This window comes from Amycolatopsis sp. NPDC057786, assembly GCF_042797905.1.
GTDB lineage: Bacteria > Actinomycetota > Actinomycetes > Mycobacteriales > Pseudonocardiaceae > Amycolatopsis.
Genome location: NZ_JBHVKW010000047.1, coordinates 32,389 through 59,249, shown reverse-complemented (window position 1 = coordinate 59,249; position 26,861 = coordinate 32,389). Strand labels below are relative to the sequence as shown.

Here is a 26,861-nt window from a genome sequence, read left to right as displayed (position 1 = left end):
CGCTTGGGCCGCGCGGGGTGTTGCGAAAGCCCCTTTCGCAACGTTGAAGGTTGCGAAAGTGGCTTTCGCAACGTCCCAGCAGATGTCTCCCAGGCCGCTGACCTGCGAAAAGAGAGCAAGGGACCTTTGCTACCGCCCGGCTCAGTCCAGCGCCTTCGCGTCCTTGCTGATCGCCCAGCGGCCGGCCGCGCGCACCACGCGGCCCGTCCACAACATCGCCCGGTAGGCCTTCGTCGCCTGATCAGGCACGTCGGGCCGGACGACCTCGTACGGCGCGACGGAAGCGCTCGACCGGAGGTGCAACGGCATCCTGGTCATCGCCTCTTTCGGCGATCTCGCCTGGACGAAGTGGTGCTCCGACAGGATCCGCCCGACCTCGTAGGGGTGCGGAAGTTTGACGGTGATGCGATACCAGCGGAGCCCGGTTGCCGGCGACTCGACGCTGGGTGTTGGTGCGCTCATACGCGACCTTCCTGCGTGTTTCTCTCCAGGAGGTCTACTCCCGCTTCGTCCCGGCATTCCAGCTTCGCGCGCCCGGTAGCCGTTCGGAGCCGGTGAGCGGTCGATCTCCGGCGGCCATCACACTGATCGGGTGCTGCACATCGTCTTCGTCTGCTCCGGCAACATCTGCCGTTCCCCGATGGCCGAGCTCGTCTTCCGCGCGAAGGCCGAGGAAGCGGGTCTCGATCACCTGGTCCAGGTCTCCAGTGCCGGAACCGGCGGCTGGCACGTGGGCGAGGCCGCCGACAAGCGAGCCCGCGCGAAGCTGGCCGAACACGGTTACCCGACCGGCCACGTCGCGGCCGAGGTCGACCGCGGGCATCTGGCCGCCGACCTGCTGCTCGCGGCGGACGAGGGTCACCTGTCGTTCCTTCGGCGCAAAGTGTCGGACCCGGCGAAGGTCCGTCTGCTGCGCGAGTTCGACCCGTCCGCGCCCGAAGGCGCCGAGGTCCCGGACCCGTACTACGGCGAAGACGACGGTTTCGAGGACGTCCTCGGCATGATCGAGCGGGCCGTTCCCGGCCTGCTCGACTGGGTGCGCGCACACGCCTGAGGCCGACCGCTTACCGTGGTGGGGTGCGGTTGAAGTTCCTGCTGAAGCCCGGGTGGCTGGCGTTGACGTTGGTGGTGTTCACCTTCGCCATCACCTGCTTCACCCTGCTGGCGCCATGGCAGTTCTCCCGCAACACCGAGCGCGAGCACCAGAACGCCGCGCTGCGGGAGTCGTTCTCCGGGCAGCCGCGCTCGCTGGAGCAGCTGCTTCCCAACGGCGCCGCTCCTGATCAGCGCACCGAATGGCACCTGGTCGCGATGAAGGGAACGTACCTCCCCGAGGGCGAGGTCGTGGCCCGTCTGCGCTCCGTACAGGGCGAAGCGGCCTTCGAGGTCCTGACGCCGTTCCGCACCGTCGAGGGCACGATCGTGCTGGTGGACCGCGGGTACGTCCGGCTCGACGACAAGTCGCGCGCGCTCCCCTTCGCCCCGCCTCCCACCGGCACGGTCGACATCGTCACGCGGGCACGTCACGACGAGAGGGACGGCAAGAACCGCGACGCGTTCGCCGACGAGTCGACCGGCGGGAAGCTGCAGAGCTACGTCGTCGATTCCCAGGTCGTCGCGCGGGCCGCGAAGCTGGACATCCGGCCGGGCTACTTCCAGCTCGACGTGAACCAGCCAGGCGTGCTGGGCGCGCTGCCGCTGCCGCAGACCGACGCCGGTCCCTTCTTCTCCTACGCGCTCCAGTGGATCGCGTTCGGGGCGATGGCGTTGATGGGCTGGCTGTACTTCACCGTCCGCGAGCTGAAGCCGGGTGGCGCGCTGGCAACGGAACGGCCACAGCGGCGCAAGAGCGTCGCGGAGATGCTGGCCGAGGACGAACGCTCCGAAGTGGCCACCTGATCTGGCGCGAAAATGGCCCTTTCATAGGTCCATTCCGCATGATCCCCTTCGATCATGTTGATTCACCCGTGGGACGCCGCCCACGACGACGCCGAATGGCAGGCCTGGCTCTCCGCACACGATTTCGGCCAGCTGATCGCCGGGGGCGCGGGCCGTGACCTGCCGATGGTCAACCCGGTGCACTTCGTCTACGACGGTGACCGAACGGTCCTGCTGCACCTCGCGCGCCCGAACCCGGTCTGGCCGTTGCTGGAGGAACACCCGCGCGCGCTGCTGTCGGTGATCGACGACCACACGTACATCCGCTCCGAATGGAACACCCCGGCCGACCCGCCGCACGGGGTCCCGACGTCGTACTACGCGTCCGTCCAGCTCGAATGCGACGTCCGGCTGATCGACGACGCCGCGGAGAAGGCCGCGCTGCTCGACAGGCAGCTCGCGCATTTCGAGCCCGGTTCGGGCCGGTCGGGCGTGAGCGCCACCGAGGCGCCGGACAAGCGGGTTCTTCCCGGCATCCGCGGCGTCGAGCTGACCGTGACCGGGGTACGGGCGAAGTTCAAGTTCGGCGGGAACAAGCAGCCCGCCGACCGGGCACGGATCGACGCGGAACTCGCGCGGCGCGACGGCCCGATGGACGCACGGGCGCGGGCGCAGCTGGCGCGGCGGGAGCGGTAGCAAAGGTCCCTTGCTCCCCTCCGGCGGCGACTGTGTGGATTTCTGGTCACCCAACGCACCGGAATCCACACGGTCACAACGCGGAGTGAGGGGTGTGTGGAAATAGGGACACTCAACGTCTCTATTTCCACACACCCCTCACTCCGCGGCAGCAAAGGTCCCCCGCTCCCTTTCCGCAGGTCAACGCGCCAGGCGGTAGCAAAGGTCCCTTGCTCCCCCGCGGCGCGACGAAGCCAGGCCTGATCACGGTGACCGTGTGGATTTTGGGACGTCAGATGTCCCGAAATCCACACGGTCATCTGCGGCAGCAAAGGTCCCCCGCTCCCTTTCCGCAGGTCAGCGCGCCAGGCGGTAGCAAAGGTCCCTTGCTCCCCGCCGCCGGAACCGCGGGTCAGCGCCGCCGTCGCCGAAGCCCGACGAGACCGGCCAGCACCACCGAACTGACCGCGCCCAGCCAGCCGACCACCCGCGAGAGTTCCACGGCCCGCGTCACGTGCCCGGCGTCCGGGTTGCGGCCGATGCCGAGCACCGGCAGTTCCTCGACCCCGTGCGGATACACCGTCCGCCCGCCGACCCGGATCTCCAGCGCCCCCGCGAACGCGGCCTCGACTCGGCCCGCGTTGGGGCTCGGGTGTGCGATGGTGTCCCGCCGCCACGCCCGCCACGCGCCGCCCGCCGACCCGCCGACGACCGGGGCCGCGAGGACGGTCAGCCCGGCGGCGACCCGGGTCGGTACGAGATGGACGACCTCGTCCAGCCGGGCGACGAGCCACCGGTACCGCTCGGGACGCCCACGCCCGATACCGCGCAGCAGGCTGATCACGCGCGAGCCGAGCAGGCCGGGGACACCGGCCAGCGCTCCCCACACCAGCGGCGCGATGACGACGTCGGCGGTGTTCTCGGCGAGCGTCTCCACCGAGGCGCGCGAAAGGCCGATGACGCCGAGGTCGTCGGCGACCCGGGGGTCCAGTGTGGACAGTGTGCCGCGCGCGGTTTCAAGTTCGCCTTCTTCGAGGTCCCTTGCCAGCGACGTGCCGTGCGCGGCCAGGCCGGCGGCGCCGAGGACGGCCCAGGTGGTCACCGCGGTCGTGGTCGCCTGGAGGACGGGGCTGCGCCGTCCGGCGCGTTCGGCGAGCACGCCCGCCAGCACGGCTGAGCCCGCGAGACCACCGGTCCACAGGACTCCGGCCACCGGATGCTTCGACCGCACTTTCGCGTCGACCCCCGAAGCCGCCCTGGCGAACGCCGTCACCGGACGCCGTGACCGTGGGTCCCCGATCGCCCCGTCCGCGGCCACCCCCAACACCAAGCCGATCGCGCGCGCCGCGCTCACCATCGCCCCCTGCATGCAGTATCCCTCGAAGACCTGCAGAGATTACTCGAAGATCATCCGTCCAGAAGGACGGCCATCTCGTCACGCGCCTGAATGACGATGTCCCGCATCGCGCGTTCGGCCCGGTCCGCGTCACCGGCGTCGACGGCCGCCGCGACCTCGACGTGCAGGGCGACGGCCTCTGGTTGCGGCTCCTCCGGCATCAGCCCGTGCCCGGTGCGCCCGGCGAGCACCGCGGCGACGACCGCCGAAAGCTGCGCGAACATCGGATTCCGCGACGCGGACAAGAGCAGATCGTGGAAGGCGACGTCGTGCCCCAAAAAGGTTTCGAGATCCCGCTGGTGCGCTGTCTCCTCCAGCCTCTTCGCCAAGGCCCGGAGACGGCCGCCTTCTTCCGGTGTCGCCCGCAGCGCGGCGTACCGGGCGGCGCACGGTTCGACGCCGGAGCGTAGTTCGGTGAGGGTTCGCAACGCGGTCTTCCGCTCGGATCCGTCGAGCTGCCAGCGGAGCAGTCGCGGGTCGTAATGATTCCAGTCTCGCGGCTCGCGCACGATCACTCCGACGCGGCGCTTGCTGCTGGTCAGGCACATCGTTTCGAGAACGCGCACCACCTCGCGCGCCACCGTGCGGGACGCGCCGAACCGCTCCTGAAGCTCCTCCGAACGCAGGACGGAGCCCGGCGGGAGCTCCCCATTGGCGATCGCGGAGCCGAGCGCGTCGAGCACCTCGGCATGCCTGTCATTGCCCACCAGGCGACTGTAACGTTCTGACTCGATTAAGTAGTACTTGATGTTGCTTAAGTAGTACTTTTGAGCTGTACTCGTCCCGGCTACAACGACGTGGGAGGTACGGATGACCGTCATCGTGGTGATGGGCGTTTCCGGCTCGGGAAAGACGACCGTGGGCACGGCACTCGCCGAACGCCTCGGCGTCGACTACGCCGAAGCGGACACGTTCCATCCGAAGGCGAACATCGACAAGATGAGTTCCGGCCACCCGCTGAACGACGAAGACCGGCGACCCTGGCTCGAAGCCATCGCCGCCTGGATCCGGGACCACCAGTCCTCCGGCGGCGTCGTGACGTCCTCCGCGCTCAAGTACCGCTACCGCGACATCCTGCGCGGCGGCGGTGACGTCTGGTTCCTGCACCTGCACGGCGACCGCGACCTGCTCGCCGACCGGATGAAGACCCGCTCCGGCCATTTCATGCCGGTGTCCCTTCTGGACTCCCAGCTCGCCGATCTCGAACCGCTGCAACCGGACGAATTCGGCCTCGTCGCCGACATCGCGAAGAAGCCGGAAGAGATCGTCGACACCGCCCTTTCCGCTTTCGAGGACCGCTGATGACCACCACACTCGCCGCCGCCTGGACCGGACACGACACCCGTCTCATCGGCGCGACGGTGCTCGCCATCGCCGTGATCGTCGTCCTGATCACCAAGGCGAAGCAGCATCCGTTCCTGGCCCTGATCCTCGGCTCCGGCGTGCTCGGGCTCGTCGGGGGCATGCCGGTGGACAAGCTGATCAAGAGCTTCAGCTCCGGTGTCGGCTCCACCGTCGCCTCGGTCGGCGTGCTCATCGCACTCGGCGCGATGCTCGGCAAACTGCTCGCCGACTCGGGCGGCGCCGATCAGATCGTCGACACCATCCTGCGCCGCGCGGGCGACCGCGCCCTGCCGTGGGCGATGGCGCTGGTCGCCGCACTGATCGGGCTGCCGATGTTCTTCGAGATCGGCCTGGTCATGCTGATCCCGGTGATCCTGCTGGTCGCCAAGCGCACCGGGAAACCGCTGCTGATGCTGGGAATCCCCGCACTCGCCGGCCTTTCGGTGCTGCACGGTCTCGTCCCGCCGCACCCAGGGCCGCTCGCCGCCGCTGGCGCGCTGAACGCGAACGTCGGCCTCACCCTGGCCTTCGGCCTGCTCGTCGCGATCCCGACGGTGATCATCGCCGGGCCGCTGTTCGGCAAGCTGGCCGCGAAGATGGTCCCGGACGCCGTCGCGCCCGAACGCCTGATCCCCGAATCGTCCTCTTCGGACGGTCGGCGGCCCGGTTTCGTCGCGACGCTGTCCACCGTGCTGCTGCCCGTAGTGTTGATGATGGGCAAGGCGCTCGCGGACATCCTGCTGGAGAAGGAGAACCACGTCCGCCGCGTGCTCGACTTCATCGGCGATCCGCTGGTGGCGCTGCTCGCCGCGGTCCTGGTCGGCATGCTCACCCTGGGCAAGTCCGCGGGCTTCACGCGGGACAAGCTGTCGTCGACACTGGCGGACTCGCTGCCGCCGATCGCCGGCATCCTGCTCATCGTCGGCGCGGGCGGCGGATTCAAGCAGACCCTCGTCGACGCCGGCGTCGGCAACGTCATCACCAGTCTCGCCACCGGCGCGAACCTGTCGCCACTGTTGCTCGGCTGGCTGGTCGCGGTCGCGATCCGGCTCGCCACCGGCTCCGCGACGGTCGCGACCGTGTCCGCCGCCGGCATCGTGGCCCCGCTCGCCGCGACCATGGACCCGTCGCACAGCGCGCTGCTGGTGCTCGCGATCGGCGCCGGTTCGCTGTTCTTCTCCCACGTCAACGACGCCGGGTTCTGGCTGGTCAAGGAGTACTTCGGGCTTTCGGTCGGGCAGACGCTGAAGAGCTGGTCGATCATGGAGACGGTCATCTCGGTGGTCGCGATCGCGCTGATCCTGCCACTGGGCGCCCTGTTGTAGCCGAGGGTTGACACGTGACCTTTTGGTCACCTATTCTTTCGATGTGCCCGACGACGACCTGGTTTTCAAGGCCCTGGCGGATCCGACCCGCCGGTTCCTGCTCGACCAGTTGTTCGCGCGTGACGGCCGCACGCTGACCGAGCTCGAGTCCGAAGTGGACATGAGCCGGTTCGGCGTGATGAAGCACTTGAAGCTGTTGGAAGAAGCCGGACTTGTCGTCACGCGCAAGGAGGGCCGGGAAAAGAAGCACTTCCTCAACCCGGTACCGATCCGGCAGATCCACGACAGGTGGATCGACAAGTTCACCGAGCGCAACGTGACCGCGTTGCTCGACCTCAAGGCCGAACTCGAGGCCCCGGAACTCGAAAACGAGGAGCCCTCATGACCGACACGCAGGTTTACCGCGTCTACATCAAGGCCACCCCGGAGAAGATCTGGGACGCCATCACGAAGCCCGAATGGTCGCGGAAGTACGGCTACACCGGCCTCGTCGACTTCGACCTCCGGCCGGGTGGCAAGCACGTCACCCACCCCACGCCGGAATACGTCGAGGCGGGGTTCACGAACGACCTGGTCGACGGCGAGGTCCTCGAGGTCGACCCACCGCGCAAGCTGGTCATCACCTGGAAGCTGCTGATGGACCCCTCCTTCGACAAGGAGCCGTACACCAAGCTCACCTACGAGATCGAAGAGACGAAGACCGCGGGCACCCGGCTGACCGTCACCCACGACGTCACCGACGCGCCGACGACGGCCGCGCTGGTCAACGGCTCGCAGGAGGACGTCAACGCCGGGCCGGGCGAGAACGCCGGTGGTGGCTGGGCGTGGATCCTGTCGGACCTCAAGACGCTGCTGGAGACGGATGAGCCGCTCGTTCCCGCCGCTTCCTGAGCCGGGTGCTGAAGGGGACTTTCCCCGCATAAGACGCCACAAAGGGGCCCTTCACCGCATCACATGCGGTGAAGGGCCCCTTCAGCCCTCCCTAGACCCGTTTGGTGGCGGCCTTCAAAGCGACCTTGGCGGCGCCGGAGGCACCGATGGTGTCCAGCGCGAACAGCGCCGCGCCGACCACCGGGGCCACGTCGACCACCTGAATCGAGGCCTGCGGCGCCACCTTCAGGCATCGCCGTTCGATCTCCGCGATCACCCTCGCGCCGACCCCGGTCAGCACTCCCCCGCCGAGGATGACCTCGGGCGCTTCCCCGGTGAGCTCCAGCCGCCGCAGGATGACCGAGACCAGCAGGGCGACCTCTTCGACGAACCGGTCGACCACGTCCTGCGCCACCTCGTCGCCGCCCGCCGCGACGGCGAACAGCAGCGGGCACAGGGCGTGGATCGAATCGGCGTGCAGCTCCCCGAAGTGCAGGCGCTCCACCACTTCCAGCACCGAAGACGTCTTGAAGTGCGCGGTCACGGCTGCTTGCAAAGCCGTTCCGGGGCCCCGGCCGTCCTCGGCACGGACGGCCCACCACAGCGCCTCCTCGCCGAGCCGGTAGCCGCCGCCCCAGTCGCCGGAGATCTTGCCCAGCGCGGGAAACCGGTGCTCACGGCCGTCGGCGCTGACGCCGGCGCCGTTGATCCCGGCGCCGCACACCACCGCCACGCCCGTCCCGTCGGTGCTGCCCGCGCGCAGCAGCGCGAGCGTGTCGTTGCCGACGATCAGCGTGTCGCTCCAGCCGCGCGCCGCCAGCGCGGCGTGCAGGATCGCTTCCTCCTGCGGGAAATCCAGCCCCGCGAGGTAGGCGGACGTATGTGTCGCGAAAGGACGTTCGTCGGGAAGCCCTGCCCCGCGAAGGGCTTCCAGGACCAGCTTCTCCAGCGCCTGGACGCTGCCGTCGACCCCGATGTTCTGCGGGGACGCGCCCGGGCCTCGCGACTGTCCGAGCACCCTTCCGTCCCGCGAGACGATCAGGACGTCGGTCTTGCTGTTGCCGCCGTCGATCGCGACGACGACGTCCTGTGGGCCGGCCGTCATGCCCCCGCCCACGGCAGGAACTCACGGTTGGTCCGCACCAGCGTGTCGGCGAGCTGATCGGCCTTGGTGTACTGGCCGACCAGCGGATGCGCGAGCAACGCGTCGGCCACCCGATCGCGGCCGCCCTTGATCGCCGCCTCCAGCGCGAGGTGCTCGTACGCGGTCACCCCGGCGATGAGCCCGGCGAACCGCTGTTCCACCGGCGGCTGCGGGATCGGGCGCGGCCCGTTACCGTCCACAAGGGACGGAACTTCGATGACGGCGTCGTCGGGCAGGAAGTCGAAGGTGCCTTCGTTGCGGACGTTGACGACGTGCTCCTCCGCCGGGCCACCCGAGGTGAGCGCGTGCACGAGCTGCACCGCGGCCTCGGAATAGTAAGCACCGCCCCGCTTTTCCAGCTGCTCCGGCTTGGTCACCACCTCCGGGTCGAGGTAGACCTTCAGCAGTTCTTCCTCGACATCGCTGACCACGTCCGCGCGCGGCCGCTCGGTGCGCTGCTTCGTGACCTGCTCGTCGTGCCCGTAGTAGTACTTCAGGTAGTACGACGGCACGACGTTCATCCGCCGCATCCACTCGACCGGCGCGGTGACGTGGTCGCCGAGGAATTCCGCGTGCTCCGCAAGCAGTTCGGGCAGCCGGTCCTCGCCGTTGACGAGCACCTTCCGTTCCCAGCTCAGGTGGTTCAGTCCGGTGTGGACGAGCTTGACCTCGTCGACGCCGGCGCCGAGAAGATGCGCGAACGTGCGCTGGAGGTGGATCGCGACGTTGCACAGCCCGACGGCACGGTGGCCCTCGTTCAGCAGCGCACGGGTGACGATGCCGACCGGGTTGGTGAAGTTGACGATCCAGGTGTCGTCCCCGGCGATCTTCCTTACCCGGTCGGCGATGTCGAGCACCACCGGCACGGTGCGCAGCGCCTTCGCGAGGCCGCCCGCGCCCGTGGTCTCCTGTCCGACACAGCCACAGGCGTGCGGGAACGTCTCGTCCCCGCGCCGCGCGCGCTGCCCGCCGACCCGCAGCTGGATCAGCACCGCCGCCGCCCCGTCGACGCCCTCTTCGAGACTCGACGTGGTGCGGACGCGCGCCGGATGCCCGGCGTGACTCAGCAGGCGATTGCTGAAGTCCCCGACCGCCTCCACCCGGTACGCGTCCGGATCGATCAGCACGATCTCGTCGACGTCCAAAGTGGACCGCCGTCCGGCGATCCCGTCGATCAGCTCGGGCGTGTACGTGGACCCACCACCGACGACTGCCAGTTTCATCCCTTGACCCCTGTGAATGTGATGCCCTTGACGAAGGACTTCTGCGCGAACACGAACAACACGATCACCGGCAGCATGATCAGCGCGGTGGCCGCCATGGTGAGGTTCCATTCCACGTGGTGCATCCCGCGGAACGACGCGATCGCCAGTGAGAGCGGCCAGCTGTCGCGGGTCTCGCCCGTGTAGAGCAGCGGACCGAAATAGTCGTTCCAGGTGAACAGGAAGCAGAACATCGCGGTGGCCGCGATCCCCGGCTTCGCCATCGGGATCAGCACCTTGACCATCGCCTTGAACTCGGTGCAGCCGTCGATCTTCGCCGCTTCGAGGTAGTCCTTCGGAATGGTGAGGAAGAACTGCCGCAGCAGGAAGATCGAGAACGCGTCGAAGAAGAAGTACGGCGCGATCAACGGGATCAGCGACCCGGTGAACCCGAGCCGCACCCACAGGTCGTACAACGGTACGACGGTGACCTGCGGGGGCAGCATCATCGCGGCGACGGTCAGCATGAAGAACAGGTTCTGCCCGCGGAACTTCAGCTTCGAAAGCGCGTACGCCGCCGGGATCGCCGAGACGAGCGCCCCGAGGGTGGCCAGCGTCGAATACAGCATGCTATTGCCGAAATACCGCAGCAGCGGCGCCTTTTCGAACACCTCGATGAAGTTCTCGAAATGCCATTCGGTCGGCCAGAAGTTCGACGAAAGCGCCTGATCGCTGGACATCACCGCGGTGAGGAACACGAACAGGATGGGCAGCATGAAGATCACGCCCATCGCGATGCCCACACTGTGCGTCGCGATCCAGTAGAGCTTCTTGTCCCACTTTCGTCGCATCCGCACCTTCGGCGGTTCGGACGCCGGGGCGGTGTGCGGCCGCTCAGCGAGTGTCGTCATCCGCCTTCCTCCTGATGCTGGGACTTACGAAGCTGCCGCACGAGAATCCAGGTGAACCCGGCCGAAACGACGAACAGCAGGACCGCCATCGCCGCCGCGTAACCCATGTTGAAGTACCGGAATCCCTGGACGTACAGCCAAACCGGATAGGTCAGCGTCGAATTCTGTGGTGCGCCGATGAACTTCGTGTTGCCGGCGACGTCCGCCGCGCCGGCCGCGGCCGATCCCGCGACGATCGCCTGTGTGAAGAACTGCAACGCGAAGATGATCGAGTTGACGATGCCGAACAGCAGCACCGGCGAGATCGACGGCAGCGTGACGTGCCAGAACCGGCGGACCGGCCCGGCGCCGTCGAGTTCCGCGGCCTCGTACTGCTCCTGCGGCACGTCCAACAGCGCCGCCAGGATGATGATCATCAGCTCGCCCGAACCCCACATCACCAGCAGGGTCAGCGCCGGCTTCGACATCGCCGGGTCGTTGAACCACAGGCCGCCGTCGATGCCGACGAAGTCCAGGAACGCGTTCACCGGGCCGTATTCCGGGTTGAACAGGAACACGAAGGCCAAGGTCGCCGCGGCGGGCGGAGCCAGCGAAGGCAGGTAGCACAGCGTCCGGACCAGGCCGACGCCCGATTTCAGGCGGGAGATGACCGAGGCCACGCCGAGCGCGAACACCACCCGGCAGACGGTCAGGACGATCACCAGCCACAACGTGTTGTACGCGGCGGTGCCGACCAGCGGCTCGCTGGTGAACATCCGGACGTAGTTGTCGAAGCCGATGAACTCCGGCGCGTTGATCAGGTCGTACCGGGTGAACGAGTAGTACACCGTGGCGATCAGCGGGTACCCGAAGAAGATCAGGAAACCCAGCATCGCCGGGGCGATGAAGTAGAAGACGGTGCGACGGCGGCGCGCCGCGCTCCCCTTCCGCGTCCGGGTGGACGCGGAAGGGGAGGCGACCGCCCTGGAATCCAGGGTCGAAGTCATGCGATCAGCCGCCGGCGCGTTTCTGGGCCAGCTCGTCGTTGATCTGAGCGTCGACCTGCTTCAGACCCGCGACCATGTCCGGGACGTTGCCCGCCTGCCACTTCTCGGCGAAGTCGTTGACCGCCTTGAGGTGCGCGTCGCCGATCGGGGTCGACGGGTTCGGCGTCAGCTTGCCGCCGTTGTACAGGTCGAGGAACGTCTTGAACTCCGGCGTGACCTCGAGCTTCGGGTCGGTCAGCGCGGCCTTGGTGCTCGGGACGTTCTTCAGTCCGTTCGACAGCTCGACCAGCGTCGCCGTGTCGAGGGTGACCTGCTTGATCAGTTCCCAAGCCGCGCCGGGGTTCTTGGCGCCCTTGGGGATCGCGATGATCGTGCCCGTGGTGAACGCGCCGCCGTAGCGGTCGGGTTTGCTGTCGAGCACCGGCGGGGCCGCGGTGCCGAACTTGAGCTGCGGCGCTTGGTCCTTGATGAACGCGGTGCGGTACTCGCCGTCGATCATCATCGCGAGCTTGCCGCGCTGGAAACCGTGGTCCGCCGAGTACTCCTCGCCGAGACCGGCCTTGAACTGCTCGACCTTGGCGTGGCCGCCGTAGAAGTCCACCAGCTGCTTCTGGAAGTCGAACATCGCCTTCCACTCAGGGCTGTCGGCGAGGTGCGACTGGCCGTCGGGGCCGAGGTAGGTGGCGCCGAAGTTCGGGGCCCAGTACTGCGCCATGTTGGCGTAGAACGGCATCGACGGCAGGAAGCCGGCGACCTTGATGGAGCCGTCGGCGTTGAACTCGGTCAGCTTCTTGGTGGCCTCGAACAGTTCCGAGGTCGTCTTCGGCGGCGACGTGACACCCTTCGCCGCGAACATGTCCTTGTTGTAGTAGAAGCCGTAGACGTCGGCGAGCAACGGCATGGCGCAGCGCTTGCCCTGGAATTCGGTGTAGCTGCGCACCGCGTCGGGGATCTGCGTCAGGTCGATCTTGTCGCGGTCGATGTAGGGCTTGAGATCCTGGAAACTGCCCGTCGAGCACCAGGCGCCGAGGTTGTCGGTGAAGAACGAGATCGCCACGTCCGGTGGGTTGCCACCGCGGATGGACTGGGTGATCTTGTCGTCGTCCTGCTGACCTTCGTGCTTGATCTCGATGTTCGGGAACTTCGCCTTGAGCTTGTTGAGCCCGGCGGTGACCACGTTGTACTCGCGGTCGGTGAACTTGCTGTAGACGGTCAGCGTGAGCTTCGCGTCCGCGGCGGGGGCGGCCGCCGCGTCGCCCGCCCCACCGTTCGGGCCGCTTGCGGCGCCCGAACAAGCGGACACCAGTGCGGCGACGGTGACCGCGCCGAGCACTATCGAGCCGCGCCAACGGCGGCCACTTCTCCGAACCTGGGTCGTGGAACTCATGACCCTCCTCCTAGTTGGTTGGGGCGGGAGACGGTGGTTCTGTTCGTGAATCCGGGATCGCCACGATCGGATTTGGCTCTCCCGCCCCGGACCGCCCTGGCCCGAGGAGCGAAGGGGTGTTGACGCCGAAGACGTCCCGGCGGACGGTGGCGAGCGCCGACTGGAGCGCGCCCGCGCGGACCGCGTTGCCCTGCACCGAAGCGACCCCGACGGGGGTGCGGGGCAGGACCAGTTCGTGCAGCCTTTTCGCGACCAGTGCGGCGAATTCGTCGCCACCTGCCCGGCTGGTGTCGCCGGAAAGGAGCACGAGTTCGGGGTCGACGACCGCGATCAGGCCTGCCGCTCCGCCCGCGACACGGCGGGCGAGGTCGTCGAGGAAGGGTTCGTTGTGGTTCTCGCGGGCCTTGGTGACCGCGTCCGCGCCGTCCTCGGCTTCGATACCGTGCGCGGCGGCCAGCTCGACGACGGCCGGGGACGCGACGAGATCACCGAAACGATCTCCCGCGCGAGGCTTCTCCTTCGGCGTGGCAACGGAAACCGGGTCGGGAACGCGCATCCAGTCGATCTCGCCGCCACCGCCGGTCGCGCCGCGCAACAGCCTGCGGCCGACGACCACCGCGCCGCCGACGCCGTCGCTGAGCCAGATCATCACGAAGTCGTCGAGGCCGACGGCCTGGCCGACCGTCATCTCCACGATCGCGACGAGGTTGACGTCGTTCTCGATGGTGACCTCGACACCGAGTTCCCGGCTGAGCCTGCCCGGCACGTCGAAACCGAGCCAGCCGGGGATGTGGGGCGCCGAGGAGAGCAAGCCGGTGCGGGGATCGAAGGCACCCTGCGCGCCGATGACGACGTGGCGGAGATCGGTGGCGGCGAGGCCGGCGCTGTTCGCGACGCTGGTGAGCGCCGTGCCGAAGGTGCCGACGACGTCCGCGCCCTCGTGGACCGGCAGCGGGACCTGGTACTCCGCGAGCACCGCGCCCGAGACGTCGGCGACCACGAAGTCGGCCTGCTGCGGCGTCAGGTCCACGGCCGCGACGTAGGCGACACCACCGTTGACCTGCCAGAGCTGCGCCCTGGGGCCGCGGCCCCCGCCGCGGACGCCCGCCTTGGTGACGACGTCGTCCTGTTCGAGCCGGGTGAGCAGCTGCGCAGTCGCGGGCTTCGACAGGCCGATGGCGACCTCGAGCTCGGAGCGCGTCAGAGGACCGTCCCTGAGGAGGACCTCGATGGCCGCGCGATCGTTGATCTCGCGCAGCATTCGCGGACTGCCGGCTCGCACTTGGCTCGCTCCCGACTTCGTTAGGAAACTTTACAGACGGTTTCCGGGGACTGTAGTGAGCCGAGCCACAGCCGTCAACGGGGCCGGGAAACAGGGAGGTAACGCTTGGACGTGTTTCGCACAGTGGGTATATGCACCGGCGCGGAGAGTGCGCGGCTGGCGATCACCTGCGGGACCGATCGGACGACACGCGTGATCCGACGGACGACACGCGTAGCTGGAGGGACGACTCGAACATCAGCCGCGTGTCGTCCATTCAGTCACGCGCGTCGTCCACCCAAGCACGCGTGCCGTCCGTCTAGTCACGCGTGTCGTCCACCCAAGCACGCGAAACCGTCATCGGATTTCTTGACCGGTCATTCTTGAATGACTATTCTCAAACTCATGGCCCGACCACGCCAGTTCGACGAGAAGACAGCGATCGAAGCCGCGGCGGCGGTCTTCCGGCAGCGGGGATACCACGCGACCTCGGTCGATCACCTCGTCGAGGCGACCGGTGTCCACCGGGGGAGCCTGTACGGCGCGTTCGGCAGCAAGCACGGCTTGTTCGCCCGGGTGCTGGAGCACGTCGCCGCCGACCGGCACGACAGCGCCGGACGGCTCGACGTCCTGCTGGTCGCTCTGCTCGAAATCGCGCCCGAGGACGAGCGGTTGCGCGCGCGGATCCTGGCCGTCATCGAGGACGGCGGGACGACCCCGGACGAGCTGGGAAGACGGCTGCTGGCCCGCGCCGGATTGCCGGACATCGACAACGGAGGAACGACATGAGCAACAACCGCGTCACCATCACCGGAGACCGCCTGGTGGTCGAACCGGTGGGGATCGACAAGATCTGGTCATTCACCCGGCGGCTCGAATTCCCGCTCGCCCACGTGCGCGGCGCGACGCACGATCCGGGGATGCGTGACGAGCCGAAGGGCTGGCGCGGACCGGGTCTCCACCTGCCTGGGAAGCTCTGCGGCACCTTTCACGCCGACGGTGACCGGCAGTTCTGGAACGTCTCCGGCTTCGACCGCACGGTCGTCATCACCCTCGACAAGGCCGAGGACTTCAACCGGCTCGTGCTCACGGTCGACGATCCCGCCGGGACCGTCACCGCCGTCAACAACGCGATCGCGTGACAACCCGCTTGGGTGCGTGAAGGCCCCTTCACGCACAGCCGTTACGTGCCAGACGACGAAGGGCCGCTCAGGAGGTTCGAGGCCTCCCGAGCGGCCCTTCGACGACGCGGTAGTGAATCAGAAGTTGGGCTGCACGTACAGGTCGTACACCCAGGGGAACGTGGGCGAGGGGTAGCACATCCACCCGTTCCAGTCCCCGGCGATCTGGCCATGGTGGCCCGTGATCCCGCAGTCCTCCTGGCTGTACGAACCGAAGTACTCGTAGTCCGAGGCCTGTGCCGCTCCCGCGGTCACGGCGCTTATCGAGGCGAAGGCCGCCACAGCGGCTCCGGCGACGGCGAACCGCCGCAAGGTGTTCTTCATGTTTTCCCCAGTGTCCTGACTCGACAATCCTGAAAACCGGACGGCAGGAGATTAGCGGACACTGGATCACCGCGTGATCAAACGCCGAACTCGCGTGATCAAAGGCGTAACTCGCGTGCTCGGAGACGGAACTCGTCCAATCACGCGAGTTACGCGTTCAAGCACGCGAGTTACGCGTTCAAGCACGCGAGTTACGCCGGGGATCAGACGCCGGCCCAGGCCGCCAGCATCACGCGCGCGATCGACGAGTTGCCCGGCAGCACCAGCTGCCGGGTGCCACCGGCGATCGGCGTCGGCACGGCGCCCGCGTTCCGCAGCTGACTGTTCGCGAAAGCGGCCCGCACCTCCTCGCGCGAAACCCAGAACGCCTCTTCGATCTCGCCCTCCGCGGGCACGATCGTCGAAGAGATGTCGGCCCGCGCGGTGAACCCGAGCATGATCGACCGTGGGAACGGCCACGGCTGGCTGCCGAGATAACGCACATCGCGCACCTCGACGCCGACCTCTTCGCGGATCTCCCGCTCGACACAACCTTCGAGCGATTCCCCCGCCTCGACGAAACCGGCGAGGATCGAGTACCGGTCCGGCGGCCAGATCGGCTGCCGCGCCAGCAGGACGTGCTCACCGTTGACGCCGGCGTCGTCGTGCACGAGGCAGATCACCGCCGGGTCGGTGCGCGGATACTCCTCACGGCCGCAGCCGGTGCACTTGCTCGCCCAGCCCAGCTGGATCAGCTCGGTCGGGCTGCCGCAGCGCGTGCAGAACTTCGCCTGCCGCCGCCAGGCCTGCAGTGCCTGCGCGGTGGTGAACAGGCCGGCCGACGTGTCGTCGAGCAGGTCGCCATAGCCGCGCAGGTCGACCCAGATCTCGCCGTCGCGGCGCTGGACCTGTTCGACGACGCCCCAGCTGCCCGCCATTTCGACGGTCTCGGTCTCCCCGGCGGGGCGGCCGGGCATCGACCAGTAGTCGGTGCCCTGCCACTCCCCCAGGAAGACCGCGTCGGCGGGCGGCTCGGTGCCGAAGTCCTGCGACTTGCGGGTCGCGAGCGTGCCGGAACCCTCCACCACCGGGGTGCGCGCGTGCTCGTCGAGCAGCACGATCCGGGCGTTCGGCCAGCGCTCGGCGAGCCTGTCCGGATTGGTGCGCAAGGATTCCTGACGGTCCGCAGTGGAGCGCGAAAGCGTCGGGAGCGCCCCCAACCCGAACGGCGTCTCCATCAGGAGGGCTCCCCGACGGTCACGTCGCCCAGCGCCGTCAGCTTCGGCGCGAGGACATCGGCGTCGCCGACGACGACCCCGGTGAACCGCTTGGGCGCGAAGAACTCCAGCGCCGCGTTCGCCACTTCTTCGGCGGTGACCGCGGCGAGGCGCTCCGGATGCCCGGCGAGCCATTCGACGCCCAGCCCCGTCGCGGCGAGCGCGGACAGCTGCGCGGCCAGGCCTCCTTGGGACGACGCCGCCGTGACCAGCGAACCGATCGCGTACTGCCGCACCGACTCGACCTCGTCGGCGGTCGGCGGCACGAGACCCAGCCTGGCCAGCTCGTACCGCGTCTCCATGAGCGCGGCGGCGGTCGCGTCGGTCGCGGTGTCCGCGTCGACGTTCACCACGGCGGTCTGGTCGGTGAACTCGAACCCGGAGTGCGCGCTGTAGGTGTAACCCTTGTCCTCACGGATGTTCTCGACCAACCGCGACGAGAAGTACCCGCCGTACACGAGGTTCGCCAGCTGCAGCGCCGGGTACCGCGGGTCCGTGCGCGACACGGTCTGCGCGGACAGCCGGATCTGTGACTGCACGGCACCGGCCCGCGGCACCAGCAGGACGTTGCCGCCGGTGAGTTCGGGCAGCACTGGCAGACGGACGGCGGAGCGGTCCGAAGCCCAGCCGCCGAACGCCTTCTCCAGGTCGCCGATGACGCTCTCGGGGTCGATGTCGCCGACGATCACCAGCACGGATCCCCGCGGCAGCACCGAAGCCCGGTGCAGCGCGCGAACCTGGTCCGGCGTGACGACCGCGACATCTTCGGCCTGCGGGACCTCGCGCACGGCCGGGTGGTCGCCGTAGCGGTGCTTCTGCAGCGCCTCGCGGGCGATCGTCCTCGGCTGCGTGCGGGAGACGGCGATCCGCTCGATGAGCCGCTCGCGTTCCCGCTCGACCTCGGCGTCCGCGTACGACGCGCCGGTGAGCGAGTCGGCGAGGACGTCGAGCATCGTCGGCAGGCCGTCGGCCAGCGAGGTACCGGTGATGATCAGGCGCTCCGGGTCGACACCGGACGCGAGGTCACCGCCGATCAGCGCCAGATCCGCGTCGATCTCGATGCGGTCGCGGCGGGCCGTGCCGGTCAGCAGGGTTTCGGCCAGCACCTCGGCGGTGGCCGGGTGCAGCTTGTCCTCACCGGCGAACGGGATCCAGACGCGCAGCTCTACCAGCGGCACGGTGGGCTTCCGAACGGCGAGCACCCGCAGCCCGTTGCTCAGCGTGGTGTCCACATGGGACAGATCGGCGGCGGCGCGCTGGGTCCCCAGCGAAGGGACCGGACGCGGCCCGGTGGCCGTGCGGCCGATCTCCTCGGCGGTGCGGTGCGGTGCGCTCACTGCTCGGTACCTTCCTGGTCTGAAGATCCACTACCCGGGCGGACGACGAGCACGGCGCGCGAATCCGGCCGCAGCGCCTTCGCCGCCGCCGAAACGGCCTCCCCGGTGATCGCCGAGATCTTCTCGGCGAGCCGGTATACCAGCGAAGCGTCGCCGTACAGCAGCTCGAACGAGCCGAGGGCCAGCGTGCGGGACACCAGCTTGTCGTGCTCGGAGTGCAGGCTCGCGGCCCAGCGCGCGGTGACCTTCTTGATCTCCTGGTCTTCCGGCGGCGTGGCCGCCAGCTTCTCCAGTTCCTCGTCCAGCGCGGCGAGGACCTGGTCGGTGCTGACCTCGTGCGGGTGGATCGCGGTGATGGTGAACGTGTCCGGGTCGCGGGCCTCGAACGGCCCGAACAGCCCGGCGCCCGCGCCGATGTCGACGACCAGCGGCTCACGGTGCACCAGGCGCTGCTGCAGGCGGGAGCCGTCGCCGTCGGTCAGCACGCCGGCGAGCACGAGGTTCGCCAGATAGCCGTCGAGGTCGTTGATCGGATCCGGCATGCGGTAGCCGACGCCGACCGCGGGCAGCGGGGCGTGCGGGTCCACGTGCTCGCCGCGCAGCTCTCCCTCGGGGGCGGGCTCGGCGAACGACGGACGCTGCGGCGCGGGCCGGTGCGGCACGTCGCCGAAGTGCTTCTCGATCAGCTCGCGGGCCTCCTCGACGGTGAAGTCACCGGCGACGGTCAGCACCGCGTTGGCGGGCGAGTAGTAGGTGTCGAAGAAGGCCGCGCAGTCGTCGAGGGTGGCCTGTTCGAGATCCTCGAAACCGCCGTAACCGTTGTGCGCGTTGGGGAACGTGGAGTACAGCACCGGCGGGAGCAGGATCCACGGGAACCCGCCATACGGCCGGTTCAGCACGTTGAGGCGGATCTCCTCCTTGACCACGTCGATCTGGTTGGCCAGGTTCTCCTGTGTCAGCTTCGGCGCCCGCATCCTGTCCGCTTCGAGGAACAGGGCGCGCTCGAGAGCCGCGGCGGGGAGGACCTCGAAGTAGTCCGTGTAGTCCGGATGGGTGGAGCCGTTGAAGCTGCCACCACTCGACTGGACGTACCGGAAGTGCGCGAGCTTCTCCAGACTCTCGCTCCCCTGGAACATCAAATGCTCGAAGAGGTGCGCGAAACCGGTGCGCCCTTCGGGCTCGGAACGGAAGCCCACGTCGTAGTGGACGCTGACACCCACCACCGGAGCGGTCGCGTCGGGCGCGAGCACCACGCGCAGACCGTTGTCGAGGGTGAATCGGACAAGCTCGGGATCGGCCATGCGCACCACCCTACGGGCTCCTCAGGCCTCCAGGCGACGACCCTGGCGGGTCGCGGCGAAGGTTCCCACTAGCGCGGCCGTGAAGTCGCTCACCCGCTCGATCGGGACCTCATCGCCGTCTTCCTTGCCGTACCAGTAGATCTTGGGCGGACCCTTGAGCGCGGCGAATCCGGCGACCCAGTGTTCTTGTTCGCCGAGAGCGAGCGCGTACGGCAGCGCCCGGGAAAGGAGCACCTCGCGTTCGAGCTTCGGGACGGCCGTCGCGTCGGTCGCCAGCAGCGCGTCACGGACGCCGAGCAGCCGCCGGTGCAGCGCGACACCGGCGCCGGTGCGCACCGGCAGCCACCGGGCGGCGACGGCGAGTACCGCGCCCGCGGCGATGACGATCACCCCGAGCTGGGCGTAGCCGACGGTCAAGGCCAGCAGGACGGTGAGGAACAGACCGTAGAAGCAGATCCGCAGGCCGGCGCGGGTCAGCCTGCCGGGCAGCCGCGAGTACCAGCGACGGTCGACCACGCTGTCGGCCAGCGCGTCACGCACCGTTTCGATGCCGATCCGCGCCGACTGGATCTCCGACAGCAGCACGGACTCGCGTTCGCCGGGCAGCAGCGCGTCGAAGACCGCGCGTTCGTAGGCGGTCAGCTGGTCGTCCGGCGGATTGCGGCGGACGAGCCGCCAGCCGGTCAGCTCGCCGGGCTCCTCGCTCACCCAGAGGTAGTTCCGAACGGCGAGGTCGACGACCGTCGCGGCCAGGTCGACGGCGTCGGCGCGCCCCGTGAGCACGGTCCCGACCTGTCCGGGCAGCACACCGTCGGGTGAGGTGAAAGCCTTCTCGGTGAGCAAGCGGACTGGGAGCGCGTCGCCGGGGTACTCGTCTCGCCTCCGCAGCAGGACCAGTGCCACCGCGGCCGCGATCAGCGCGAGACCGAAACCGAACCAGGCCCAGCCGACCGGAGCCGTGAGCACGAACGCGCCGGCGAAGGTCTTCGACGGTTCCAGGCGCTCGTTCTCCGGGACGGTCCCGCCGGGCAGCTCGACCGAGATCTCCATCCGCTGCCCGGCGGCGAGGTTCTGCTGGCTGAACCTGGTCAGCCCGGAATGCGCGATCTGGGCGGCCCCGCAGCGCGCGCGGGCCCCCTCGGGCCCGGCGTGGCAGGTGACCGCGTTCGGGACGGACGGCGCGGCGAAACTCGCTCGCACGAGTTCGAGCCGGGTGTCCCATCCGCCCGCGAGCTGCCAGCTCACCCTGGTCAGGCCGTCGGCTTCGGAAACCGCACCGTCCACTGTGTACCGGACGATCGAGGTCCCGCCCTTGAGCTTGACGGTGAACTCGTCGTCGGTCAGCTCGGCGTTGCCCGCGCCCTCGATGACGACGTCACGGATGCCGATGATCCGGTCACGATCGTGCGGGGCCGCCGCGCGGAGCGGGATCCGGCGGGTCATCGTCGCCTCGCTCGGCACGGACACCGCCTCGACGACCGAGAGCGCGCCGTCGCGTTCCACCTTGAGCGAGATCTCCGCGCTGTTGGGCAGCGAGGGCAACTGCGGTTCGCCTTGTGCTCCCGCCGGTGCCGCGCCCAGCACGACCAGAGCGAGCGCCAACAGCACGCATTTAGTCCTCTGAATGCGGTACTTGCGCGGGCGAACTTTCACGTCAGGCGGGGACCGGTTCGGGGCGGAGCGAGCGCAGGTGCCCGGATTCGGCGAGCAGACCGTCCAAAGCGGACAGGAACGACGGGAGGTGCGCGGCGAACCGGCGCAGGTCCCGATCGCCTTCAAGACCGCCGAACCAGTACAGCCCGGCCGAACCGTCCGCCGACGGGTCGAGCCCCTCGAACGTCCGGAGCCAGCGCTCGACGTCACCGAGCACGATGGCGTACGGCAGCGACCGGGAGAACACCATTTCCCGGTCCCCCACCGGAATGTCGACGACCCTGACGGTGTGCAGGTATTCGAGCAGCCCGCGCACCTGGCCGACCAGGCGCCTGCCGCGCGAGGTCCGCGGCGGCACCCACGAGGCGCCCAGCAGCGCGGCGACCCCGGCGAGCACGGCCGCGACGCCGAGCAGCGCGTGCCCGACGGTGAAGGTCAGGACGGCGGTGCCCACGAGGCCGAGGGCGATCAGGCCGATACCGGCCCACGTGAGTTTGTTCTTGCCCTTGTCCGGCCGGCGAGAGAACCAGCCCCGGCGCACCACGTCGGCGTACATCGCCTCACCCGCGACGCGGAGATCGACGGTGCCGCGGCCGCGGAGTTCCGACAGCAGCACGGAATCGGTGCCCTCGGGCAGGATCGCGGTGTAGATCTCGCGTTCGAAGGCGGCGAGGTGTTCGTCCGGCGCGTTGCGGCGCGCGATCTGCCAGTCGACCGTGCCCGCGCCGCGGACCTCGGCGATCCACAGGTAGTTGCGGACCGCGAGATCGACCACCGTGCCGCTGACGTCCACGACGTCGACCGTCTCGTCGACGACCGTGCCGACCTGTCCCGGAAGGACACCGTCTGGCGAGGCGAACGAGACCCGATCACCTTCGCGCATGAGGACGTCGACCGGGCCGGTGCCCGCGGTGAGCGCGCCCTTGTCGCGGCGGCGCAGCAGCCAGACGGCGAGCGCGCCGAGAACCAGGAGCAGTGCCAGCGCACCGAAACCGATACCGGCGAGGGTGGTGAGGGCGAACGCGCCGCCGACCGTGGCGATCCGCTCGAACCGCGCGTTCGCGGGCACCGTGCCCGCCGGGAGCTGGACGGCGATGTCGACCCGTTCCCCCGCCGGGAGTTTGTCCTGTTCGATGCGGACGACGCCGCTGTGATCGGTCTCCGCGAGCGAACACTGCCGGTCCGAACCGACCGGTCCGGCGAAACAGTCCACTGTGGGCATTTCGCGCGTCGGCGCGCTGAACGAAGCGGACACCCGGGACAGCTCGCCGTCCCAGCCGCTCGCGACCTGCCAGCGGACCTGCTGCGCGCCATCGACGTCCGCGACCGCTCCGTCCACTTTGTACTTGAGGGTGGCCGCGCCGCCGTCGAAGGTGGCGACCAGCTGCTCGCCGTTCGACTCGGCCTTGCCCGCGCCCTCGACCGAGACGTCACGGACGGCGTACACGCGGTCCTGCTCTTCGCCTGCGGGAACCTTCAAGGGAATCCGGCGAACGAGGTGCTGTCCACCAGGGACGGTCACCTGCTCGGTGATCGACACCGAACCGTCGCGTTCCACCTTCACCGCGACGTTCGCGGCCGCTCCGCTCGGCGGCTGGAGGAGCCCGAGTTGACCGCGCGCGCCGATCGGCGGCGGCTTCGGCAACTGCGGCGCGTTCGTCAGCGAAGGGCCCGCCGCGGGTGCCTCCGGGACGTTCGTATCCGACGGCGGGGCCATCCAGACCGAGCCCGCCGCGACGGCCACGACCGCCGTCCCCCATTTCGTCAACACAGCCACACACTCTAGGGCAGCCGATCTATGCTGACCGCCGAAACGCCGAATCCGCCACCTGGGCGAACGGCGTTGCCGAATCGCATGGGGGATCCACTCGATGAACCAGCAGCCGCCCGGTCCGCCTGATCCGCGGCGCCGGCCGACTCCGCCACCACGTCCGCCGCAGGGTGGCCGCCCGCTGCCGCCGCCGGGAGCACGTCCGCTACCGCCGCGCGGTGGCCCGCCGATGCCTCCGCCGAACCGGCCGGGTCCCGTCCCGCCCGGTCGGCCGCCGATCCCGCCGCCGTTCCGGCCGGGTCCGCCGAGCGGCGGCATACCGCTGCCCCCGCCGGGCGCGGCTCCGCTGCCGCCGCCGCGGATCGGCGCGCCGGTCCCGTTCCGGCCCGGTGCCGTCGGCCCGCCGCAGCTTCCGTACGGTCCGCGTTTCGCGCAGCCCGCGTTCACGCCTTACGGGGGATACCAAGCCAAGAAGTCGAACGGCGGGGTCATCGCGGCGGTCGCGATCGTGGCCTTGATGGCGTTGATGGGCGGGCTGCTCATGGTGGTCACCCTCGCCGACGGCGGCTCGAAGCAGGTCGCCGATGTCGGATACTCGAGCTATCCGACGACGTCCTCTTCGGACCACACGACGACCACCACGTCGAGCGACACGTCGACCACGAGCACCCGTTCGCGCGGTTCGACCGCCTCACGCGAGACTTCGGCGGGCTCGACCCGCGAAACGTCGGCAAGCCGCGCGCCGTCCGGCCCGCGGCCGCACCTGAAGCTGGCGGACAACCCGCTGTGGCTCGATTCCCAAGTCGGCCTGCCGAACCAGCCGTGCAACCTCGCGCGCTGGGCGAACAACCCGAACGCGGCATCGGCCTTCTTCGACAGCGCGCGGCCCTGCCTGGACAGCGTCTGGCAGCAGGTCATGAACTACACGAAACTGCCGTTCCGGATCCCGACCGTGAAGTACCCGTCCGGCAAGAACTGGTCGAGTCCCTGCGGCGACGCCAGCAACAGTTCCGTGGCGGCGTTCTACTGCTCGCAGAACGAAACGCTTTACATGCCGTACGAAGGCCTTCAGGTCCCTCAGTACGGCAACCGGCCGGGCGTTTATCTTGCCCTCTTCGCCCATGAGTACGCGCATCACATTCAGGCGCTTTCCGGTATTTCGGAGGCCTACTGGACCGCGCGGTACGAAGCGGGCACCGACTCGGCGGCAGGACTGGAGATGTCGCGGCGCAACGAGCTTTCGGCGCAGTGTCTTTCCGGGACCTTCCTGGGTTCGACGGTGGGCCGCGGCGGCTCGGTCGACCAGGCGATGTACCGCGACGCCTGGCAGACCCAGGATCGCGGCGACCACAACGGCGGCCCGCGCGACCACGGTTCCGACGCGCACGCGGTCTCGTGGTGGCAGCACGGCGCGCAGAAGAACCGGATGTTCGAGTGCAACACCTGGGCGGCGAAGTCGGCCGACGTTTCCTGACCGCGCTGAGGTTTCCCGCCGGTCCGTGAAGGCCTCCTTGGGGGACTTCTCTCGGCACGGGTCAGCCCGGCGGCGCGAAGGGATTCTCCGGAACCGGCGCCGAGGGTGCTTCCGGCTGGACGACCGGTGCGGGAGCGGCCTGCCCCGGCTGGGCGGTCGCCTGCGGATACGCTTGCCCAGGCGCGGCAGGCACCGGCCGCCCGTACTGCACCGCCGGCTGCAGCTTCGCCTGATCCCGCCGCCGTCGCTCCGCCAGCACGGCCGACAGATAGGCCCAGGACGGCACCCCCGGCGGCACCGGCGCCCCGATCGCCTCCGCGACCTGCTGCGCGAGCCCGTACCCGAGCGCTTCGACCGCTTCGGGGCGTAGCTCGCTCGTCCGGCTCAGGTACTGCCGGACGGCCAGCGCGAGGTCGTTCGAAAGCCGGGTCAGGTCGAGCTGCGAGGCCCAGTACGCCAGCTGCGGCGGCATCCCGACGTACGGCGTCCTGGCGGCGGGCATCCGTTCCCGGATCACCAGCGTGCCGGCGAGATAGTCGCCGACGCGGCGGCCGTTGGGCGACAGCAGCGACGTGACCACCGCCACGACGCCGAGCATCCCCAGTGCCCAGAAGTCGATGAAGAACCCGGCGAGCCCGCGGACCAGCGCGTGCCGGAACCGCACCGGACCGCCGTCGGTGCGGACCACCCGCAGGCCGAGCGCCATCTTCCCGAGGGTGCGGCCGCGGGTCAGCGTCTCGAAGATCACCGGGTAACCGACCATGATCAGCACGACGGTCACCAGGAACAGGGTCAGCGCCAGCGCTTCGTCACCGAACGCGGCGACCTGGCTCAGCACCAGCATCGCGACGAACAGGGCGATGAGCTGGAGGGCGACGTCGAGCATCATGGCGAGCCCGCGGCTGGCGAGTTTCGCCGCGCGGACGTCCAGGACGACGGCCTCGCCGGTGACGAGTTCGGACTCTTGTTCCACCGGGCAAGCGTAGTGACGAATAGGCTGGGCGACCAAGGACGATGGCCGGGAGGGCTCCGAGTTGGACGTGGACGTGTTCGTCGCCGCGCATCAAGCCGAATGGAACCGGCTGCGTGACCTCGTCGGCCGCGCCGGGAAGCTCAGCGGCCCGGACGCCGACGAGCTGGTGACGCTGTACCAGCGCGTCGCGACGCATCTGTCGATCATCCGCTCGGTCGCGCCCGATCCGGTGCTCGTCGCGCAGCTGTCCGGCCTGGTCGCGAAGGCACGTTCGGCCGTCACCGGTTCGCACAGCCCCGCCTGGCGCGAGATCGGCCTCTTCTTCACCCAGCGGTTCCCGGCGGCGCTGTACCTGAGCCGGCGCTGGTGGCTGGCGTCGGCGGCGGCGTCGATCGCGGTGATGGCGATCGCGGCGGTGTGGATCGCCGGTGACCCTCAGGTGCTCGCGTCGCTGGCCTCGCCCGAGGAGTTCAGGGACCTGACGGCGCCGGGTGGGAAGTACGAGACGTACTACTCGTCCGATCCCGCGGGCTCCTTCGCCGCGCGTGTCTGGACCAACAACGCGTGGGTGGCCGCGACCTGCCTGTTCCTCGGCGTGGTGCTCGGTGTCCCGGTGATCTACGCGCTCTGGGCGAACTCGCTGAACCTCGCCATCGGCGCCGCGCTGATGTCCTCGGCCGGGCGGCTCGACGTGTTCTTCGGCCTGATCCTGCCGCACGGCCTGCTGGAGCTGACCGCGGTGTTCGTCGCCGCCGGAACGGGGCTGAAGCTCGGCTGGACGGTCATCGACCCGGGACGCCGGTCCCGGTCGGCGGCGCTCGGCGAACAGGGTCGCTCGGTCGTGGTGATGGCGCTGGGGCTGACCGTGGTGCTGCTGATCTCCGGCGTGATCGAGGGTTTCGTGACCCCGTCGGGCCTGCCGACCTGGGCGCGTATCGGCATCGGAGTAGTCGCGGAGGTCGCGTTCTTGCTCTATGTCTTCGTCGTCGGGCGCCGGGCCGCGAAAGCGGGCGAAGTGGGTGATGTCGACTGGCGATACGCTGGAGACGCGCGGCCGGAAGCCGGCTGACCTGGGGAAAGAGAGCAAGGGACCTTTGCTACCACTTGCGCCGCGGCCCCGTGTCGCGAAAGCCACTTTCGCGACGGCGAGCCAGCCCCCCAGAGGGGTTGGGGACGGCCCCGCCCCCCCCCCCCCGCCCCGCCCCGCGGGAC

27 protein-coding genes are annotated in these 26,861 nt (G+C 69.1%); 11 read left to right on the top strand and 16 right to left on the bottom strand.

Annotated elements, in window-relative coordinates:
• Positions 1 to 141: 141 nt before the first annotated feature.
• Positions 142 to 462 carry a hypothetical protein gene (locus tag ACFVM3_RS23450; protein ID WP_378441713.1) on the bottom strand — a complete coding sequence of 107 codons (321 nt, stop codon included), beginning with the start codon at positions 460 to 462 and terminating at the stop codon, positions 142 to 144.
• A 130-nt stretch (positions 463 to 592) separates the two neighbouring features.
• Here ACFVM3_RS23450 and ACFVM3_RS23445 point away from each other — a divergent pair, with 130 nt between their 5' ends.
• The 3 genes from ACFVM3_RS23445 to ACFVM3_RS23435 are packed head-to-tail and all read left to right on the top strand — an operon-like array spanning position 593 to position 2,574.
• Positions 593 to 1,054, top strand: coding sequence for a low molecular weight protein-tyrosine-phosphatase (locus ACFVM3_RS23445; protein WP_037331995.1), 462 nt, complete (start codon positions 593 to 595; stop codon positions 1,052 to 1,054).
• A gap of 23 nt (positions 1,055 to 1,077) precedes the next feature.
• The gene (locus tag ACFVM3_RS23440) at positions 1,078 to 1,899 is read left to right on the top strand and encodes an SURF1 family protein (protein ID WP_378441712.1); all 822 of its coding nucleotides are present in this window, start codon (positions 1,078 to 1,080) and stop codon (positions 1,897 to 1,899) included.
• 54 nt (positions 1,900 to 1,953) lie between these two features.
• The gene (locus ACFVM3_RS23435; RefSeq protein ID WP_378441711.1) at positions 1,954 to 2,574 is read left to right on the top strand and encodes an FMN-binding negative transcriptional regulator; all 621 of its coding nucleotides are present in this window, start codon (positions 1,954 to 1,956) and stop codon (positions 2,572 to 2,574) included.
• Between the two features lie 391 nt (positions 2,575 to 2,965).
• Here the strand turns inward: ACFVM3_RS23435 and ACFVM3_RS23430 are convergent, their stop codons facing one another.
• Together ACFVM3_RS23430 and ACFVM3_RS23425 are read right to left on the bottom strand one after the other, a co-directional pair.
• Positions 2,966 to 3,922 carry a cobalamin biosynthesis protein gene (locus ACFVM3_RS23430; RefSeq protein WP_378441709.1) on the bottom strand — a complete coding sequence of 319 codons (957 nt, stop codon included), beginning with the start codon at positions 3,920 to 3,922 and terminating at the stop codon, positions 2,966 to 2,968.
• A gap of 38 nt (positions 3,923 to 3,960) precedes the next feature.
• Positions 3,961 to 4,656: an FCD domain-containing protein gene (locus ACFVM3_RS23425; RefSeq protein ID WP_340684372.1), complete on the bottom strand. Its 696-nt coding sequence runs from the start codon at positions 4,654 to 4,656 to the stop codon at positions 3,961 to 3,963.
• Positions 4,657 to 4,759: 103 nt separating this feature from the next.
• On the opposite strand from ACFVM3_RS23425, the gene ACFVM3_RS23420 reads away from it, so the two are divergent.
• From ACFVM3_RS23420 to ACFVM3_RS23405, 4 genes are read left to right on the top strand one after another with little or no spacing between them, the layout of a single operon-like run.
• Positions 4,760 to 5,251 carry a gluconokinase gene (locus ACFVM3_RS23420; RefSeq protein ID WP_378441708.1) on the top strand — a complete coding sequence of 164 codons (492 nt, stop codon included), beginning with the start codon at positions 4,760 to 4,762 and terminating at the stop codon, positions 5,249 to 5,251.
• A complete protein-coding gene (locus tag ACFVM3_RS23415) occupies positions 5,251 to 6,618 on the top strand; it encodes a gluconate:H+ symporter (protein WP_378441707.1) in 1,368 nt (455 codons plus the stop codon). Before ACFVM3_RS23420 ends, ACFVM3_RS23415 begins: the two co-directional genes overlap by 1 nt.
• Positions 6,619 to 6,661: 43 nt before the next feature.
• The gene (locus ACFVM3_RS23410; protein ID WP_378441705.1) at positions 6,662 to 7,003 is read left to right on the top strand and encodes an ArsR/SmtB family transcription factor; all 342 of its coding nucleotides are present in this window, start codon (positions 6,662 to 6,664) and stop codon (positions 7,001 to 7,003) included.
• Positions 7,000 to 7,509, top strand: coding sequence for an SRPBCC family protein (locus ACFVM3_RS23405; RefSeq protein ID WP_125695595.1), 510 nt, complete (start codon positions 7,000 to 7,002; stop codon positions 7,507 to 7,509). Before ACFVM3_RS23410 ends, ACFVM3_RS23405 begins: the two co-directional genes overlap by 4 nt.
• A 91-nt stretch (positions 7,510 to 7,600) precedes the next feature.
• On the opposite strand, the gene ACFVM3_RS23400 is transcribed toward ACFVM3_RS23405, so the two are convergent.
• The 6 genes from ACFVM3_RS23400 to ACFVM3_RS23375 are packed head-to-tail and all read right to left on the bottom strand — an operon-like array spanning position 7,601 to position 14,379.
• On the bottom strand, positions 7,601 to 8,605 hold the full coding sequence (locus ACFVM3_RS23400) for an N-acetylglucosamine kinase (protein WP_378441703.1): 1,005 nt from the start codon (positions 8,603 to 8,605) through the stop codon (positions 7,601 to 7,603).
• A complete protein-coding gene (locus ACFVM3_RS23395) occupies positions 8,590 to 9,855 on the bottom strand; it encodes a 6-phospho-beta-glucosidase (RefSeq protein ID WP_378441702.1) in 1,266 nt (421 codons plus the stop codon). The genes ACFVM3_RS23400 and ACFVM3_RS23395 overlap by 16 nt, the downstream gene beginning before the upstream one ends.
• Positions 9,852 to 10,745, bottom strand: coding sequence for a carbohydrate ABC transporter permease (locus ACFVM3_RS23390; RefSeq protein WP_378441701.1), 894 nt, complete (start codon positions 10,743 to 10,745; stop codon positions 9,852 to 9,854). Before ACFVM3_RS23390 ends, ACFVM3_RS23395 begins: the two co-directional genes overlap by 4 nt.
• Positions 10,742 to 11,731: a carbohydrate ABC transporter permease gene (locus tag ACFVM3_RS23385; protein ID WP_378441699.1), complete on the bottom strand. Its 990-nt coding sequence runs from the start codon at positions 11,729 to 11,731 to the stop codon at positions 10,742 to 10,744. The genes ACFVM3_RS23390 and ACFVM3_RS23385 overlap by 4 nt, the downstream gene beginning before the upstream one ends.
• A gap of 4 nt (positions 11,732 to 11,735) precedes the next feature.
• Complete coding sequence (locus tag ACFVM3_RS23380) at positions 11,736 to 13,118, bottom strand: extracellular solute-binding protein (protein ID WP_378441698.1); 1,383 nt, start codon at positions 13,116 to 13,118, stop codon at positions 11,736 to 11,738.
• 10 nt (positions 13,119 to 13,128) lie between these two features.
• Complete coding sequence (locus tag ACFVM3_RS23375) at positions 13,129 to 14,379, bottom strand: ROK family transcriptional regulator (RefSeq protein ID WP_378441718.1); 1,251 nt, start codon at positions 14,377 to 14,379, stop codon at positions 13,129 to 13,131.
• Positions 14,380 to 14,784: 405 nt separating this feature from the next.
• On the opposite strand from ACFVM3_RS23375, the gene ACFVM3_RS23370 reads away from it, so the two are divergent.
• Both ACFVM3_RS23370 and ACFVM3_RS23365 read left to right on the top strand, forming a co-directional pair.
• The gene (locus ACFVM3_RS23370; RefSeq protein ID WP_378441697.1) at positions 14,785 to 15,168 is read left to right on the top strand and encodes a helix-turn-helix domain-containing protein; all 384 of its coding nucleotides are present in this window, start codon (positions 14,785 to 14,787) and stop codon (positions 15,166 to 15,168) included.
• Positions 15,165 to 15,521 carry a hypothetical protein gene (locus ACFVM3_RS23365; protein ID WP_378441695.1) on the top strand — a complete coding sequence of 119 codons (357 nt, stop codon included), beginning with the start codon at positions 15,165 to 15,167 and terminating at the stop codon, positions 15,519 to 15,521. The genes ACFVM3_RS23370 and ACFVM3_RS23365 overlap by 4 nt, the downstream gene beginning before the upstream one ends.
• A gap of 117 nt (positions 15,522 to 15,638) precedes the next feature.
• On the opposite strand, the gene ACFVM3_RS23360 is transcribed toward ACFVM3_RS23365, so the two are convergent.
• The 6 genes from ACFVM3_RS23360 to ACFVM3_RS23335 form a co-directional block, all read right to left on the bottom strand.
• A complete protein-coding gene (locus ACFVM3_RS23360) occupies positions 15,639 to 15,884 on the bottom strand; it encodes a hypothetical protein (protein WP_016331544.1) in 246 nt (81 codons plus the stop codon).
• Between the two features lie 203 nt (positions 15,885 to 16,087).
• The gene (gene nudC / locus ACFVM3_RS23355; protein ID WP_126736563.1) at positions 16,088 to 17,101 is read right to left on the bottom strand and encodes an NAD(+) diphosphatase; all 1,014 of its coding nucleotides are present in this window, start codon (positions 17,099 to 17,101) and stop codon (positions 16,088 to 16,090) included.
• Entirely contained in the window at positions 17,101 to 18,477 is a 1,377-nt protein-coding gene (locus tag ACFVM3_RS23350) for a M16 family metallopeptidase (protein WP_378441694.1), read from the bottom strand. The genes nudC and ACFVM3_RS23350 overlap by 1 nt, the downstream gene beginning before the upstream one ends.
• Positions 18,474 to 19,778 carry a M16 family metallopeptidase gene (locus ACFVM3_RS23345; protein WP_378441692.1) on the bottom strand — a complete coding sequence of 435 codons (1,305 nt, stop codon included), beginning with the start codon at positions 19,776 to 19,778 and terminating at the stop codon, positions 18,474 to 18,476. The genes ACFVM3_RS23350 and ACFVM3_RS23345 overlap by 4 nt, the downstream gene beginning before the upstream one ends.
• 21 nt (positions 19,779 to 19,799) lie before the next feature.
• Positions 19,800 to 21,386 carry a DUF2207 family protein gene (locus ACFVM3_RS23340; protein ID WP_378441690.1) on the bottom strand — a complete coding sequence of 529 codons (1,587 nt, stop codon included), beginning with the start codon at positions 21,384 to 21,386 and terminating at the stop codon, positions 19,800 to 19,802.
• A 46-nt stretch (positions 21,387 to 21,432) separates the two neighbouring features.
• On the bottom strand, positions 21,433 to 23,202 hold the full coding sequence (locus tag ACFVM3_RS23335) for a DUF2207 family protein (protein WP_378441716.1): 1,770 nt from the start codon (positions 23,200 to 23,202) through the stop codon (positions 21,433 to 21,435).
• A 229-nt stretch (positions 23,203 to 23,431) separates the two neighbouring features.
• Here ACFVM3_RS23335 and ACFVM3_RS23330 point away from each other — a divergent pair, with 229 nt between their 5' ends.
• Entirely contained in the window at positions 23,432 to 24,676 is a 1,245-nt protein-coding gene (locus ACFVM3_RS23330) for a neutral zinc metallopeptidase (protein WP_378441688.1), read from the top strand.
• A gap of 61 nt (positions 24,677 to 24,737) precedes the next feature.
• On the opposite strand, the gene ACFVM3_RS23325 is transcribed toward ACFVM3_RS23330, so the two are convergent.
• Entirely contained in the window at positions 24,738 to 25,649 is a 912-nt protein-coding gene (locus ACFVM3_RS23325; RefSeq protein WP_378441686.1) for an RDD family protein, read from the bottom strand.
• A 61-nt stretch (positions 25,650 to 25,710) separates the two neighbouring features.
• On the opposite strand from ACFVM3_RS23325, the gene ACFVM3_RS23320 reads away from it, so the two are divergent.
• Positions 25,711 to 26,718: a stage II sporulation protein M gene (locus ACFVM3_RS23320; protein ID WP_378441685.1), complete on the top strand. Its 1,008-nt coding sequence runs from the start codon at positions 25,711 to 25,713 to the stop codon at positions 26,716 to 26,718.
• The last annotated feature ends 143 nt before the right edge of the window (positions 26,719 to 26,861 follow it).

Bases quoted from the DNA above. Each gene is read 5' to 3' on its own strand.
- ACFVM3_RS23450 (WP_378441713.1), bottom strand. From the start codon at position 462: ATGAGCGCACCAACACCCAGCGTCGAGTCGCCGGCAACCGGGCTCCGC.
- ACFVM3_RS23435 (WP_378441711.1), top strand. From the start codon at position 1,954: ATGTTGATTCACCCGTGGGACGCCGCCCACGACGACGCCGAATGGCAG.
- ACFVM3_RS23430 (WP_378441709.1), bottom strand. From the start codon at position 3,922: ATGCAGGGGGCGATGGTGAGCGCGGCGCGCGCGATCGGCTTGGTGTTG.
- ACFVM3_RS23420 (WP_378441708.1), top strand. From the start codon at position 4,760: ATGACCGTCATCGTGGTGATGGGCGTTTCCGGCTCGGGAAAGACGACC.
- ACFVM3_RS23415 (WP_378441707.1), top strand. From the start codon at position 5,251: ATGACCACCACACTCGCCGCCGCCTGGACCGGACACGACACCCGTCTC.
- ACFVM3_RS23405 (WP_125695595.1), top strand. From the start codon at position 7,000: ATGACCGACACGCAGGTTTACCGCGTCTACATCAAGGCCACCCCGGAG.
- ACFVM3_RS23395 (WP_378441702.1), bottom strand. From the start codon at position 9,855: ATGAAACTGGCAGTCGTCGGTGGTGGGTCCACGTACACGCCCGAGCTG.
- ACFVM3_RS23390 (WP_378441701.1), bottom strand. From the start codon at position 10,745: ATGACGACACTCGCTGAGCGGCCGCACACCGCCCCGGCGTCCGAACCG.
- ACFVM3_RS23385 (WP_378441699.1), bottom strand. From the start codon at position 11,731: ATGACTTCGACCCTGGATTCCAGGGCGGTCGCCTCCCCTTCCGCGTCC.
- ACFVM3_RS23380 (WP_378441698.1), bottom strand. From the start codon at position 13,118: ATGAGTTCCACGACCCAGGTTCGGAGAAGTGGCCGCCGTTGGCGCGGC.
- ACFVM3_RS23375 (WP_378441718.1), bottom strand. From the start codon at position 14,379: ATGCTGCGCGAGATCAACGATCGCGCGGCCATCGAGGTCCTCCTCAGG.
- ACFVM3_RS23370 (WP_378441697.1), top strand. From the start codon at position 14,785: ATGGCCCGACCACGCCAGTTCGACGAGAAGACAGCGATCGAAGCCGCG.
- ACFVM3_RS23365 (WP_378441695.1), top strand. From the start codon at position 15,165: ATGAGCAACAACCGCGTCACCATCACCGGAGACCGCCTGGTGGTCGAA.
- ACFVM3_RS23360 (WP_016331544.1), bottom strand. From the start codon at position 15,884: ATGAAGAACACCTTGCGGCGGTTCGCCGTCGCCGGAGCCGCTGTGGCG.
- nudC (WP_126736563.1), bottom strand. From the start codon at position 17,101: ATGGAGACGCCGTTCGGGTTGGGGGCGCTCCCGACGCTTTCGCGCTCC.
- ACFVM3_RS23345 (WP_378441692.1), bottom strand. From the start codon at position 19,778: ATGGCCGATCCCGAGCTTGTCCGATTCACCCTCGACAACGGTCTGCGC.
- ACFVM3_RS23330 (WP_378441688.1), top strand. From the start codon at position 23,432: ATGCCTCCGCCGAACCGGCCGGGTCCCGTCCCGCCCGGTCGGCCGCCG.